Annotated in this window: 12 protein-coding genes; 7 read left to right on the top strand and 5 right to left on the bottom strand. The window is 61.5% G+C overall.

All coding sequences use genetic code 11. The features are described from left to right. The first annotated feature begins 46 nt into the window (after window positions 1-46). The 4 genes from VJ464_12845 to VJ464_12830 all read left to right on the top strand — a co-directional run bounded on the left by VJ464_12845 (window position 47) and on the right by VJ464_12830 (window position 4,834). Window positions 47-1,714: an alkaline phosphatase family protein gene (locus tag VJ464_12845; GenBank protein ID HKQ06016.1), complete on the top strand. Its 1,668-nt coding sequence runs from the start codon at window positions 47-49 to the stop codon at window positions 1,712-1,714. 84 nt (window positions 1,715-1,798) lie between these two features. Next, complete coding sequence (locus VJ464_12840; GenBank protein HKQ06015.1) at window positions 1,799-3,004, top strand: glycosyltransferase family 9 protein; 1,206 nt, start codon at window positions 1,799-1,801, stop codon at window positions 3,002-3,004. A gap of 143 nt (window positions 3,005-3,147) precedes the next feature. Beyond that, window positions 3,148-3,939, top strand: a complete 792-nt coding sequence (locus VJ464_12835; GenBank protein HKQ06014.1) for a glycosyltransferase family 2 protein — start codon at window positions 3,148-3,150, stop codon at window positions 3,937-3,939. Window positions 3,940-4,090: 151 nt separating this feature from the next. Further along, window positions 4,091-4,834 carry a class I SAM-dependent methyltransferase gene (locus VJ464_12830; protein ID HKQ06013.1) on the top strand — a complete coding sequence of 248 codons (744 nt, stop codon included), beginning with the start codon at window positions 4,091-4,093 and terminating at the stop codon, window positions 4,832-4,834. 25 nt (window positions 4,835-4,859) lie between these two features. Here VJ464_12830 and VJ464_12825 read toward each other — a convergent pair whose 3' ends face one another. After that, on the bottom strand, window positions 4,860-5,255 hold the full coding sequence (locus tag VJ464_12825) for a cupin domain-containing protein (protein ID HKQ06012.1): 396 nt from the start codon (window positions 5,253-5,255) through the stop codon (window positions 4,860-4,862). Between the two features lie 73 nt (window positions 5,256-5,328). Next, window positions 5,329-6,363, bottom strand: a complete 1,035-nt coding sequence (locus VJ464_12820) for a zinc-dependent alcohol dehydrogenase family protein (protein ID HKQ06011.1) — start codon at window positions 6,361-6,363, stop codon at window positions 5,329-5,331. Between the two features lie 253 nt (window positions 6,364-6,616). Between VJ464_12820 and VJ464_12815 the strand changes: the two genes are divergently transcribed. Next, window positions 6,617-7,990, top strand: a complete 1,374-nt coding sequence (locus VJ464_12815) for a tetratricopeptide repeat protein (protein HKQ06010.1) — start codon at window positions 6,617-6,619, stop codon at window positions 7,988-7,990. A 94-nt stretch (window positions 7,991-8,084) separates the two neighbouring features. After that, window positions 8,085-8,408: a hypothetical protein gene (locus VJ464_12810; GenBank protein ID HKQ06009.1), complete on the top strand. Its 324-nt coding sequence runs from the start codon at window positions 8,085-8,087 to the stop codon at window positions 8,406-8,408. Between the two features lie 87 nt (window positions 8,409-8,495). Here the strand turns inward: VJ464_12810 and VJ464_12805 are convergent, their stop codons facing one another. The 3 genes from VJ464_12805 to VJ464_12795 form a co-directional block, all read right to left on the bottom strand. Then, window positions 8,496-9,338, bottom strand: coding sequence for a transglutaminase-like domain-containing protein (locus tag VJ464_12805; protein ID HKQ06008.1), 843 nt, complete (start codon window positions 9,336-9,338; stop codon window positions 8,496-8,498). 165 nt (window positions 9,339-9,503) lie between these two features. Next, the gene (locus VJ464_12800; GenBank protein ID HKQ06007.1) at window positions 9,504-10,493 is read right to left on the bottom strand and encodes an alpha/beta hydrolase-fold protein; all 990 of its coding nucleotides are present in this window, start codon (window positions 10,491-10,493) and stop codon (window positions 9,504-9,506) included. Beyond that, complete coding sequence (locus VJ464_12795; GenBank protein ID HKQ06006.1) at window positions 10,493-10,918, bottom strand: carboxymuconolactone decarboxylase family protein; 426 nt, start codon at window positions 10,916-10,918, stop codon at window positions 10,493-10,495. Before VJ464_12795 ends, VJ464_12800 begins: the two co-directional genes overlap by 1 nt. Window positions 10,919-11,222: 304 nt before the next feature. Here VJ464_12795 and VJ464_12790 point away from each other — a divergent pair, with 304 nt between their 5' ends. Beyond that, the gene (locus VJ464_12790) at window positions 11,223-13,109 is read left to right on the top strand and encodes a COX15/CtaA family protein (GenBank protein ID HKQ06005.1); all 1,887 of its coding nucleotides are present in this window, start codon (window positions 11,223-11,225) and stop codon (window positions 13,107-13,109) included.

The following is a 13,109-nucleotide window of genomic DNA, read 5'->3' as shown; positions in this document are numbered from 1 at the left end:
CCGCCGCCGGGCAAGTATATTGATTAACTGGTCTGAGTCGAAGATTATGAGCAAGAAATTACTGGTCATCGGATTGGACGGCGCATCGTTTAACGTCCTCGATCCGCTGATTGACAAAGGCCATCTGCCGAACCTCGCGCGCCTGATCGTTGGCGGCGCGCGCGCGCCGCTTGAGACGACTTTTCCGCCCATCACCGCCGTCGCCTGGTCATCGTTTATGACCGGCAAGAACCCCGGCAAGCATGGCATCTTCGAGTTCGTGCGCCGCGATAGAGGCACGCAGCGCGAGCTGGCCGTGAACGCTTCGTTTCGCGAAGGGCGCGCCATCTGGGACTTGCTATCGGATGCGGGCCGCCGCGTCATCGTCCATAACTTCCCCTGCACGTATCCGCCGCAGGCGGTGAACGGCTTGATGATTGCCGACTTCATGACGCCGCGCGGTCGGCGGGATTTCACCTACCCGGCCTCGCTGCTTGCCGAGCTGGAATCGCGGTTCGGCCCATATCGCCTGCACCTCTCTGCGACCTATGCCGGCGGCAAAGCGCAAGGCGTGCTCGACGAGTTGAACGACGAGCTGGATTACAAAGCCCGCGTTGCCGAATACCTGGCGAGCGCCTACGAATGGGACGCGTTCTTTCAATACTTCTGGGGCACCGACCGCATACAGCACGAGCTGTGGCACATCTTTGACGAAGCCCACCCGCGCCACGACCCCGAAGAGTCGCGTCTGTATCAGGAAAAGATCAGCGCCTATTTTCATCGCGTCGATGAAGTCTGTGGGCGGCTGATCGAGATGGCGGGCCGCGATGCGATTGTCTGGGTGGCGTCCGATCATGGCTTCGGCCCGGCGCACAAGTATTGCTCATTCAATCTCTGGCTGCTGCAAGAAGGCTTTTTGCATTTGAAGCGTGACGCGCGCACGCGGATCAAGCGCGCGCTGTTCCGGCTAGGAATCACGCCCGAAAACGCTTTCAAGGTGATGAAGAAGCTGCCGCTAGGACGCCTGCGCCCGGCCCGCGGGGCGAGCAATGAGCCGGGCACATCGCGGTTGCTCTCGACCTTTTTCCTGTCGTTCAACGACGTGGATTGGTCGCGCACGCTGGCTTTCGCGAAAGGCAACTACGGGCAGATTTATGTCAACCTCAAAGGCCGCGAGCCGCGCGGCGTGGTCGAAGAAAAAGACTATGACGCGGTGTGCCGAAGAATCGTCGAGCGCCTGAGCGCGCTGCGCGACCCGCAGACCGGCGAGCCGTGGGCGGGCGAAGTCTTTCGCCGCGAAGAGGTCTATGACGGGCCGCGCGTCGGCGATGCGCCCGACATCGCCTTTCTGCCGCGCGATATGCGTTACCTGCCGCTCGGCAACGCCGATTTCACGTCGAACAAGTTTATGGTGGACGCCTTTGGCATATCGGGCTGCCATCGAATGCATGGCGTGATGATCGGCAAGGCGGCGGCTGTAAAACCGGCGATGCGATTGGAGGCGGCGCGCATTTACGATGTCGCGCCGACGCTGCTCTACTTGATGGGCGAGCCGGTGCCCGCGGATATGGACGGGCGCGTGCTGACAGAGATCGTCGCGGAAGATTACCTGCTGGCGAATCCCGTTGGTTATTCGCAAGCGGATGAGAGCGCGTCGGCCAACGAGATTGAATACTCGGACGCCGAGAACGCCGAGGTCATCGAGAGCTTGAAGAATCTCGGCTACATTGGTTGAAAGCCATCGAGCCTTGAGCGAATGAATGAATTACCGCAGAGGGCGCAGAGGAGCGCGGAGAAGAGATCATTGATGGCGGGTGTGATGCGAACAATCAAGCGGGCGTTGCGGCTTCCGGCGGAGGCGATGCTGAAGGTCTATCTCGCCGCCCGCCCGCGCCCGCGCTTCACGCCTGAACGCGTCCGGCGCATTCTCATCTTCGCCTATCACGGCCTGGGTAATTTCATTCTCTACACGCCGGCCCTGCGCGCTTTGCGCGAGCGCTACCCGCAGGCGCGCATCGATCTGCAAGTCGGCAACAACACCGGCTGCGAAGAAGTGCTGGCCGGCGGCGGGCTGTTCGATCACATCTACAACCTGCGCTACGGAGCCGGCCTGCGCGCCTGGATCAAACGGGCTCGCGAGATTCGCGCCACGCGCTATGATTTGATCATCAACGAATTCCATAGCCACTCGTGGCCGCTGGCCTTGCTGGTCGCCACGAGCCGCGCGCCTTACCGGCTCGGCCATGTCACCAGTCCCGGCTGGCCGGCTCGATTCAGCCGGTACAGTTACGTCTTCAATCTGCCGGTCGTCATGCGTGACGACGAGCATGAAGTCGAGCGCTATTTCGATCTGGTGGCGACGGTCGGCGCGGCCCGCGTCGCCCTGGAGGATGCCCGGCCATTCATTTACCTGAGCGCCGAAGACCGGCGCTTTGCCGGTGCCTTTTTGCAAGCCCGCGAATGCGCCGGCAGCGTCATCGGCGTGCAGCCCGGCACTTCGCCGGCCATGCGCTGGAAGCAGTGGCCGACGGATCGTTACCGCGAAGTCATTCGTCGGCTGCTGGCTGAACAGCCTCTTGCTCACGTCATCTTGTTCGGCGCGCCCAATGAGCGCGAGATGATCGAAGCGTTAGCGGTAGGACTCGGGCCGCGCGTCTGCATCGCCGCGGGTCGAACCACCGTCAAACAGGTTGCGGCATTGATCGAGCGCTGCGACTTGCTGGTTTGCAATGACAGCGGCTTGATGCACACCGCCGTCGCTGTCGGCACGCCGGTCGTGGCAATCTATGGCCCGACAGACATTCGCCGCACGCGCCCTGTGGGGTCGAGCCACTCGGTCATTCGCCATGCCCTGCCATGCAGTCCCTGTTTCCGCTTGGAAGGCGACGCCGCGGTGAAGGCTTGCCCGCACCACGATTGCCTGATGACGATTGCGCCCGACGAAGTTCATGCCGCCATCGTGCGCTTGACGCGCGCCCGACCGCTTGAGCGCCTTGTCGGGGCCGCGTCGCAGCCGCTAGAATGACGGTTACTCGCAACCATCAATTTCCCGATGAAGTTTCGCGCCACCGCCTAACCTTCTTTAACAGGAGTTGAGGCAGCGGCTTGCACGGAATGAGCTTGGGCGAGGTTTGACGCACAGCGCAAAAGGAGAGCGAAGCAGAGGTGATGAGCAGGCCAAGCATCAGCGCATTCTTTCCGGCCTATAACGACGCGGGCACGATTGCTAGCATGGTGGTGCTGGCCGACCGCACGCTGCGCCAGTTGACCGACGATTACGAAGTCATCGTCGTCAACGATGGCAGCAGAGACCACACGGCGCAAATTCTCTCCGAGCTTGAGGTCGCCTACCCGCGCCTGCGCGTCGTCAACCACCCGACCAATCTCGGCTATGGCAGCGCCCTGCGCACAGGCTTTGCCAGCGCCACCAAAGATTGGATCTTCTACACAGACGGCGACGCGCAGTACGATGTGCGCGAGCTGGAAGACCTGGCGCCGTTGATGACCGGCAACGTGGACATTGTGAATGGCTACAAGATCAGCCGCTCGGACCCGTGGCACCGCATCCTGATCGGCAACCTTTACTGCTGGTTCATCAAGCTGACGTTCGGCATCAAGATACGCGACGTCGACTGTGACTTCCGGCTGGTGCGCCGCGACTGTTACAACCGCGTGCGCCTGCATTCGACCAGCGGGACGATCTGCGTCGAGATGGTGCGCAGCTTTCAAGATGCCGGCCTGCGTTTCGCCGAATGTCCCGTGCATCACTTTCACCGCGCCTACGGCAAGTCGCAGTTCTTCAACTTCAAGCGCCTGTTCAAGACGGCCAAAGACCTCACACGCCTCTGGTATCGTCTGGTCTGGAAGAAACAGGCGCAACTGGCCGCGCCGGACAACAATTCAAAAGTGACAAGGGATGAGAGAAGTCAGGAGTCAGAAGTCAGGAGTCAGAATGAATAAGGAAGGGGAGTCTAAAAGATAGAATAAAAGCGGCGGCGGACAAGCGTACTCGCTGAGTAGCGTACTCGCTGCCGCCGACTTCCTCTTCCATTCTGACTCCTGACTTCTGACTTCTGACTCCCCTCCTCTCGTCACTTGTCACTGTTGAGCTATGCGTGAAGACGAATACCGCGCGATGTACGACCTCGAAGACCGCATGTGGTGGTACGTCGGCATGCGGGAGATTACGGCGGCGCTGCTTGATGTTGAGATGGCGGGGGGCGCGGGGCTCCGCGTTCTTGATGTGGGTTGCGGCACCGGCTATGCGCTCAACTGGTTGCGCCGGCGCTATGCGGTCGAGCGTGCGTATGGCGTTGATCTGTCGCCGCACGCGGCGGCGTTGTGGCGCTTGCGCGACCTCGACACCGTAGCGCTGGCAAGCGGTGACCGGCTTCCGTTTGGCGAGGGCGAATTCGATCTCATCACCTGCTTCGACGTCATCTACCAGTTGGATGATGAGGCGGCGCGGCGCGCCGTTTCCGAGATGTACCGAGCTTTGAAGCCGGGCGGCGTCTTGTTCATTCGCGAGCCGGCATACGAATGGATGCGCGGCGGCCACGATGTTGCCGTGGCGACGCGGCACCGTTACACGCGCGCCGAGCTGAAGCGTTTATTAGAATCCGTAGGCTTCGCGCCGCGCCGCGCCACCTATGCGAACGCCTTGCTCTTCTGGGCGGCGGTGCCGCATCGTTTATGGTCACGCCTGAAAGGTTCGGGCGAATCGGATGTGAAGCCGACATCGCCGCTGATGAACCGCATCTTTGGCGGCGCGCTCAACGTCGAATCAAAACTGGTGCGCCGCATGGCTTTCCCCTTCGGATTATCCGTGATCGTGGTGGCGCGGAAACCGGCCTGATGCGCGGCTCGCCCGACGACCCTGATCAGGCGTTGTATTGTTCGTCGCTGACCTTCTCCATCCATTCAACGACCTTCCCGTCGAGCGCCTCCTGAATGGCGATGTGCGTCATTGCCGTCGTTGGCATCGCGCCGTGCCAATGCCTCTCATTCGGCGGGCACCAGACGACGTCGCCCGGCTTGATCTCCACTTTCGGGCCCCCCTCGCTTTGCACCCACCCGCATCCCGAAGTGACGATCAGCGTCTGCCCCAGCGGATGTGTGTGCCATGCGCTGCGGGCACCGGGCTCGAAGGTGACACACGCGCCACGCGCGCGCGCCGGATCGGGTGCCTCGAACAGCGGGTCAATGCGCACAGTGCCGGTGAAATACTCGTCCGGCCCTTTGCCGGAAGGCTGCGAACCATTTCGTTTGATCTCCATTTCTTCACGCCTCCACTTCATTGAACTAAGAGCTTGTTGAGCGCGGCCCGGCTTGATCGTTACGGCTCGCGCCTCAGGGCTTGACCATGACCTTGATCGCCTGCCGGTCGTTCATCGCCCGGTAGCCTTCGGGCACTGCGTCGAGGCCGATCACCCGGTCGAAGACTCGGCCCGGCTCGATCCTGCCTTCGAGGATGTCGGGCAGCAACTCCTCGATGTAGGCGCGAACCGGCGCGGGGCCGCCGCTCACGGTGATGTTGTTGTAAAAGGCCGGGAGCGACGCCGGCATCGTCTCGCCCTGCGGCACACCGACGCGACCGAGTGCGCCGCCAGGGCGGGTGATGCGGACGGCGGTGAGCATTGACTGTTCGAGGCCGACGCATTCAAGGACGGAGTGGACGCCGAAGCCGCCAGTCAGCTCGCGTACCCGCTCGACCGCCTCGTCGCCGCGCTCGCTGACAACGTCGGTTGCGCCGAACTCTCTAGCGAGCGCAATGCGGTCGGCATGCCGGCCCAGGATGATGATCCGCTCGGCGCCGAGGCGTCGGGCCGCGATCACGCCACACAGGCCGACGGCGCCGTCTCCGACGACCGCCACGGTCTTGCCGGGGCTGACCCTGGCGGTGACCGCCGCATGATGACCTGTCCCCATCACATCCGAGAGCGTCAGCAACGATGGCATCAGCGCGTCGTCACGGCCTACCGGCAAGACGAATAGCGTTCCGTCCGCCTGCGGGACGCGAACGGCTTCGGCCTGCGCCCCGGCAACTTTGACATTGCCGAAGAAGCCGCCCTGGATGCACGACGTTTGCAGCGCTTCGCGGCAGAACTCGCAGGAGCCGTCGGAGTAGGCGAACGGCATGACAACGAGGTCGCCGGCCTTCAGTGTGCGAACGTCGGCCCCGACCGCCTCGACTACTCCGATGGCCTCGTGCCCCATGACGGTGCCTGTGTCGCCGGGCGGCATCGCCTTGTACGGCCAGAGGTCGCTGCCGCAGATGCAGGCGCGAGTGACGGTGACGACAGCGTCGGTTGGCTCGACGAGGCGTGCGTCAGGGACGTTTTCGATGCGAACGTCGCCGGCTCCGAACATGACAGTTGCGCGCATAGTGATTTACCCCTTTCTCCGTTCTTCCATAGACTTGTCTGAATATTGTTCTAAGTTTGGTTACTAACCATTGTTTTCGTCCTGCTCTAGGATAATTATAAAACCTGGAAATAAGATGTGATATGACGATAGTCGCGAATACGTGGACGATCCTGCAAAGACCTCGCGCACGGCGTGCGGCACCGCTATCCGCGAAAGTGAATTCTTTATCCCGGCCTGCGTCTGCGTTATAATTGCCAGCCGAGGTGACGCTATGGGCTTGCATAGAAGAACGCTGACCCGCATCGCGCTGTTATTCTTTGTGCTTTTTCTTACACGGCTGGCGCCGGTCTGGGCACAAGACCCTTCGGGGCGACCCACCGAGCCGAAGCAGGACCCGTCAGGCCGACCGACCGACGCTCGCCCCGGTAAGCCATCCAGGAAACCGCCGAAGGCACCGCCTCGGCGCAGCGACGCGACTCCGGCCACTGTCACCCTTACGGTGCTGACCGACCCGCCAGAGTCCAACGTGATCGTCGAGGGCGAAGAGCGCGGCGCGTCGAACGGCGAAGGCCGCCTGGTGCTGGACAGGCTGCGGCTTGGCCATTACAACATCGAGGTGCGCAAGGACGGCTACCGGGCGATGACGCGCGGCTTCAACGCCGGCACCGAAGCGCCTACACTGGTCTTCAAGCTGGAGCCCGACCTTGACCCGAAGGTGGCGCAATTCGATCAACTCATCACCGCGGGCAAGCTGATCGGTCCCGACACCCCGAACGCGCTTGAGATTGTCAACGACCTGAAGACGCGCTTTCCTGAACGGCCAGAAACTCAACGCCTGCGCGGCGTCCTGATGGCGCGTCTGGTTGACAGCCTTGCTCCGGTCATTACGAATTCGGTGACCAACTGGCAAGCCGTCACGCGCGAACAACTGGCGAGCGCCGCCAACGCGGCCGGCACCGCACTGGCGCTCGGCAAAGAAGACAATCGCCTGCGCGCCGAAGCGGCTTACTTGAAAGGCGCGGTGATCTATCGCGACTGGCAGAGCGGCACAACCGGCGCGGCGGTTCCGGCTGATGGCAAGCTGCGCACCGGCGATGGTGAGGCCGGCGGCGCTTCGTTAGTCCAGGCGCGCGCCGAGTTTGAGAACGCTGTCCGCGCTGACGAAGCCTTCGCGCCGGCGCAGCTGTTCCTCGGCCTGACGCTGGTGGCCATGCAGGAATGGGCCAGCGCCGAGCTTATCTTCATCAAGGTCAATCAACTGGAGCCGCGCTGGCCGCAGGCTGTCATTGCTCTCGGCATGGCCTATTACAACCAGGGCAAGTACAAGGAAGCCATCGAGACGTACCGCCGCGCCCTGGTGATAGAGCCGCAAAGCGCGCGGGCAACTGCCGGGCTTGGCCTGTCCCGCGCGATGAAGGGCGAGAAGGACGGTATCAAAGACATCGAGCGCGCCACGCAGATGGACCCGGCGAGCGCCACTGCACAACTCTACCTCGGCATGGCGCTGGCACAATCGAAAGAGAAGAAGCATCGCCAGCGCGCCGAGGAGGCTTTGCAAAAAGCCCTTGAGCTGAACGCCAAGAGCAATGAATTCGCGCCGCGCCTCGCCGAGCAGGCTTTAGAGGGCTTGAAGAAAAAGAAGTGAGCCGTTATCAAAGCCGCCGACTGAGCTTGTCTCGATTCGGCTTTGCGGATATTCTCATCCAGAATCTACCAGCAACTCAGGAGGAATCGAATCGATGAATTGGGATCGTCTGAAAAAAATTGTCGCAGGGGCGGCGCTTATCCTGACGCTCTGGCTCGGCAGCGGGATCATTCTACCGACCACGGCGCAGGCGCAGTTTCGCGGCCGTGGTCGCTATGACCGCCGCGACTCTGATCGCCGCGAGGAGGTGGCCAAGGGCTATCGCGATGGCCTGGATCGGGGCGAGGAAGATGCGCGCGACCGCCGCCGTTATGACCCTAATAACTCGGAGCATTACCGGCGCGGCAACAATGCCTACCGCGATGGCTTCCGCCGAGGCTATGCCGATGGCTACCGCCGCAACCGTCATCGCCGTTAGGCCAATCGCGCCAGCTTGAGAAAAATATAAGCGGCCAGAGCCCGTACGCTCTGGCCGCTTATATTTTCTTCCGCTTGTTTGAAGCGATTAATTAAGCTTCGCGGATTCTTGCTTGATGGTCTTGATCTGCTCGCGCACGAGATCGACGTCAGCAGCCGTCGGCGCCATCTTCAAGTAAAGTTCGAGCGTCGCGAGCGCCTTTGCCGTCTGGCCGACCAGCGCCAGCAGCAAGCCATGATCGCGAACGTGCGCCGCCGAGGTCGGCTGGATGATGAGGATGCGCTCGATGACTGCGAGCGCCCGGCGATGGTCGCTGCGCGCATAGATGCTCAACAGGTTCGAGAGCATGCGCATCAGGATTTGCCGCCGGGTGACGGGCGATAGATGCGCCGGCAGCAACTCCGTCTTGCCGCCGCTTATTTCGGCGACCAGCTCGGCGCAGGCCATCTCGCCAAGCACACGTCCGCGGTTGAAGGGGTCAATGTAAATCGTTTCGGCTGCCCCCTGATGGCGCACGATGAAGTGGCCCGGCAACCCGACGCCTTCGACCGCGAAGCCGACGCGGCGCGCGACTTCCATATAAATCACCGATAATGTAATGGGGATACCGAGCCGCCGGTCAATGACTTCGTTGAGAAAGCTGTTGCGCGGGTCGTAATAGTTGTCGCGATTCCCATGAAAGCCATAATCATCGAAGAGCGTCGCATTGATGGCCGTGATGTAATCCGAGGCGCTGACGCCGAGCGGGATGCGGTCGCGGGCAAGGTCGGCAATGCGGTCGAGCTTATCAAGATAAGCAGCGACATTCAGGCGCGGATATTCTTCGGCGGCGATGAGCAGCGCGGCTTCGGCGAGGTTGATCTGTTCATCAGGCAGCGCCAGGCGCTCTGCAAAGCGGTTGCGGACGCTGGCTGGCTGGTGCTTCGCCACGGCTAAGCGATCACTCCTTATCCAGTGAATGGGCGCGCTGAATCTAGCGCGACGGTGCGCGCGCCACGGCAACCTTAATGAGGTTAGCCATCGGTGTGGCGCAAATCAAAAGGGCCGGCGTTTACGCCAGCCCTTTATCATACCACGACCGCGACGGCGATTGCCTCAACGGCTGTTTTTAGCGTGCGCCGGCGCCGCTTTGCCTTCGCCTTTGAAGTTTTTCCAGAGGAAAGCGTAAGAGTGATCGGCCACCGAAATCATGTACTCCCAGCCGTGCCTGCCGGGGAAGACGTGGAACTCGTGCGGGATGCCGAGTTTGGTCAGGCGCTCGTCGAACTGCTTGTTCGGCTCCGTGAAGCCGTAGTGATCCTGGTCGCCAACGTCAAAGTAGATTTGCAGGCCCGACTTCTTGATGGCGGCGGCGTTCGTCTCGGCGATGTAGACAGGGTTCACGGAACGGAAATACGTCTCGTCGGGCGGGGTGCCGAAGATATTGCCGATCAGTTGCGTCATGAACTGCGAGCGGCGGTCGGTGCCGGTCGGCTGCGGCAATTCGGCGAACAGCGCGGCGCAATGCGTCGTCACCGACGAGAACATCTCCGGGTGCTTGAACGCCAGCATCAGCGCGCCCCAGCCGCCCATCGAGATGCCCTGAATGGCGCGGCCTTCGCGCTTGCCCGTGGCGCGGTAGGTCTTTTCGATGTAGGGGATCAAGTCCTGAATGATGGCGTCTTCGTAGCGCACGCCGCTTTTGGAATTCAAATAAAAACTGCTCCTGCCGCCATCAACCGCGACGATGATGAACTCGCCGATCAGCCCTTGATCGCGAAAGGCGGCGACCTTGGCGGCGACGCCGCGCCGCTGGAACTCGCCTTCGTTGCCAAACATGCCGTGCAGGAAATAAAGCACCGGGTAGCGCCGCTTGGCGTCGGTCTTGTACGACGGCGGCAGCATCACGGCGTACTTCAGCTCATGGCCGAGCGCGGCAGATTGTAATGAATTATACTCGATGCCCAGTTCCGGTGACGGCATAGGAGTTGACGCTTGCGCCGGCGGCGGCCCCTGCGGGCGCGGCAAAACGTGCGCGGCAGTGTTAGCCAGCAAGGTAATAAGGAGCGAAAGAATCGCGATGCCGAGTTGTCCGAACAGTTCCATTAAGCGCCTCTGAATCGTGGCCCATCGCTGGGGAAGTGGTTGAGGTTGAGGTTGCGCGCCGCGATGTCCGACAGGTCGATGACCGCGGCGGCGTTGACGGCGGCGGCGATGCACAGGGCTTCGCTGATCTCCTGTTCGCTGGCGCCGGCTTGCAATGCCTTCTTGATGTGGCCTTCGAGACAGCCCTGGCACTTCGCGGCCAGCGAGGCAGCAATCGAGATCAGCTCCTGCGTCTTGGTGTCGAGGACTTTGTTCTCCGAGAAGTAAAGCTCGCGGTAAAACTCGCCATAGATGCGGCGCATCTTCGGGTCCATCATCGAATAGGACTGCGGGCGGCCATCGTTCGGCTTGGGATCGGAGGTTGGGATTTCGTTCTCCGCCTGCGCGTCTTTGACTTCGGGTTGCGGTGCCGGTTTGCTATCCATTGAGTTGCGAATCTCCTTGCTGTAAAGATGGGTGCCCATCGAGCGGCGAGGGCAGGGCACTGATCGTCATCCTCGAATTATACGCGACCAGCGCGCAAGGGGTCTGAAAAAAAATGTCTCCAATTTGTAAATTAAGCATTGAGACCAAAAGACGTTTTAGCATACTGCCTGAATGAGTGACAAGGGACGAACTGATTAGGACTTTTGCGCCGTGCTGGCTATCATAACCATTGGCGTCCGGCACGGTAGCGTGCCGGCGCGATCCCTGGCATAATTCCTGTTCGCTTGAGCGCGTCAACGGGCCATGGTTCAGAGTCATCTTTTCATAGGTAAGCCAGGCGCGGCAGCCGCGCTGCTGCTGATATTGGTGCTGCTCCTGCTCGCCGGTTGTGGCGCGAAAAACGCTTCCGACAGCGCCCGCAAGCAAGGCCGGCCTGCTTACGTTTCAAAAGGCGATGAAGGCACAATCACCGGCAAGGTGGTTTTTGCCGGCACGCCGCCGCCGCTCGAAGCGATCAATATGACGGGCGATGCGGCATGCGCGGCGACGGGCGATTCCAGCCCTGATGTCGTAGTCATCAATAACGGCAGGCTGAAAAATGTTTTCATCTACATCCGCGGCGCGAGCGTTGATGATTTCCGCTTTCCGACGGGCGGGCCTGTGACGCTCGATCAAAAGAACTGCCGCTATGTGCCGCACGTGCTCGGCGTGCAGACCGGCCAGATCGTCCGCATCAGCAACAGCGATCAGACCGATCACAACGTTCATCCAACGCCAAAGAAGAACCAGGGATTTAACATTTCGCAAGCGCATGGCGACGCACCGCTTGAGCGCGTCTTTGATAACCAGGAGGTGATGATCCCTGTGCAGTGCAATCAGCACAATTGGATGCGCGCCAACATCGGCGTGCTCGATCATCCTTTCTTTGCCGTGAGCGGCGATGACGGCAGCTATTCGATCAAGAACGTGCCGCCCGGCGATTACACACTCGTCTTCTGGCACGAGGTCTACGGCGAACAATCGATGTCGGTCAAAGTCGCGCCCAGAGACACTGTGACACAGGATGCGGAATACAAGCCCGTCGCCAACGGCAAGCCGGCGACCTTTCTGCGCGTCGCGCCGACCATTGTTGCGCCACAATTCACGGAGAGCATTTTGAGCAGTCCAGTTCATACCAGCGTTGATGCGAGGCCGAATCGCGGCCTCCACCTTTTCGCGATTTTTGTCGCCGTGCTGACGGTTGTGCTGTTGCTTGCCGGCGCGCTGGTCACCAGCAATGAAGCCGGCGATTCGGTGCCCGATTGGCCGCTGTCGTTCGGGCGCTGGCTGATCGCTTCACAGCGCTTCAATGGCGGCGTGCGCTATGAATACTCGCACCGCTTCATCGCCGGCGCGGTCAGTTTTGCGACCTTCATCCTGGCGCTGTGGGCATGGTTCGGCGACCACCGCAAATGGGTCAGGCGCTTTGCGCTGCTAGTCTTTGCGGGCATTCTGGGGCAGGCGGCGATAGGCGGTGTGCGCGTCTTGTTTCCCGCCTACAAGCCGCTGATCGCCGTGCCGCACGCGCTCATCGCGCAGAGCTTCTTCGGTGCCATCGTCGCCATCGCGGTCTTCACTTCGCAGAGCTGGTTCGCTCGTCACGATATGAAGCCGGACGGCGGCGGCTTCAGCTTGCGGCGGTTGACGGCGCTGAGCCTGGGCTGCGTGCTGGGGCAACTGGTATTGGGCGCGGCCTTTCGTCACGGCGCATTCGGCATCTTGCCGCATGCGCTCGGCGCGGTCGTCGTCGCCGCGGTCGTTGGCTGGACGGCGGTAGCGACGCTACGGCGGCATGGCGATGAGCGTTATCTCGCGCGGCCTGCATGGCTGCTCATCGTTCTACTGGCGACACAGGTCACGCTCGGCGTGCTGGCTTACATCACGCGCATGGCAGTTGCCGGCCAGCCGCTCGCAGGGGTCGGTGATTTCTTCGCGCGCCTACAGCTTGCGCCGCTTCCGTCGTTGAGCCTGCAACAGCCGGTCGAGCCGATGATCTCGCTGACCGCGGCGCACCTGGTCGTCGGCGCGCTGACCTTGGCCACCGTCGTTGTGCTGACGCTCAGAACTTATCAGGTGGTCATGCCGCAGCCCGATACAGTCGAGTCGGGCGCGAATGCGCTTGCATCATCACCCCGAAAGGCAGCAGTATAA

The organism is Blastocatellia bacterium (assembly GCA_035275065.1).
Taxonomy (GTDB): domain Bacteria; phylum Acidobacteriota; class Blastocatellia; order UBA7656; family UBA7656; genus DATENM01.
This window is presented reverse-complemented; position numbering and strand designations above follow the sequence as displayed.

What these genes read in the sequence shown, in the direction of transcription:
- VJ464_12845 (HKQ06016.1), top strand. Translation starts at nt 47, where the DNA reads ATGAGCAAGAAATTACTGGTCATCGGATTGGACGGCGCATCGTTTAAC.
- VJ464_12840 (HKQ06015.1), top strand. Translation starts at nt 1,799, where the DNA reads ATGCGAACAATCAAGCGGGCGTTGCGGCTTCCGGCGGAGGCGATGCTG.
- VJ464_12835 (HKQ06014.1), top strand. Translation starts at nt 3,148, where the DNA reads ATGAGCAGGCCAAGCATCAGCGCATTCTTTCCGGCCTATAACGACGCG.
- VJ464_12830 (HKQ06013.1), top strand. Translation starts at nt 4,091, where the DNA reads ATGCGTGAAGACGAATACCGCGCGATGTACGACCTCGAAGACCGCATG.
- VJ464_12825 (HKQ06012.1), bottom strand. Translation starts at nt 5,255, where the DNA reads ATGGAGATCAAACGAAATGGTTCGCAGCCTTCCGGCAAAGGGCCGGAC.
- VJ464_12820 (HKQ06011.1), bottom strand. Translation starts at nt 6,363, where the DNA reads ATGCGCGCAACTGTCATGTTCGGAGCCGGCGACGTTCGCATCGAAAAC.
- VJ464_12815 (HKQ06010.1), top strand. Translation starts at nt 6,617, where the DNA reads ATGGGCTTGCATAGAAGAACGCTGACCCGCATCGCGCTGTTATTCTTT.
- VJ464_12810 (HKQ06009.1), top strand. Translation starts at nt 8,085, where the DNA reads ATGAATTGGGATCGTCTGAAAAAAATTGTCGCAGGGGCGGCGCTTATC.
- VJ464_12800 (HKQ06007.1), bottom strand. Translation starts at nt 10,493, where the DNA reads ATGGAACTGTTCGGACAACTCGGCATCGCGATTCTTTCGCTCCTTATT.
- VJ464_12795 (HKQ06006.1), bottom strand. Translation starts at nt 10,918, where the DNA reads ATGGATAGCAAACCGGCACCGCAACCCGAAGTCAAAGACGCGCAGGCG.
- VJ464_12790 (HKQ06005.1), top strand. Translation starts at nt 11,223, where the DNA reads ATGGTTCAGAGTCATCTTTTCATAGGTAAGCCAGGCGCGGCAGCCGCG.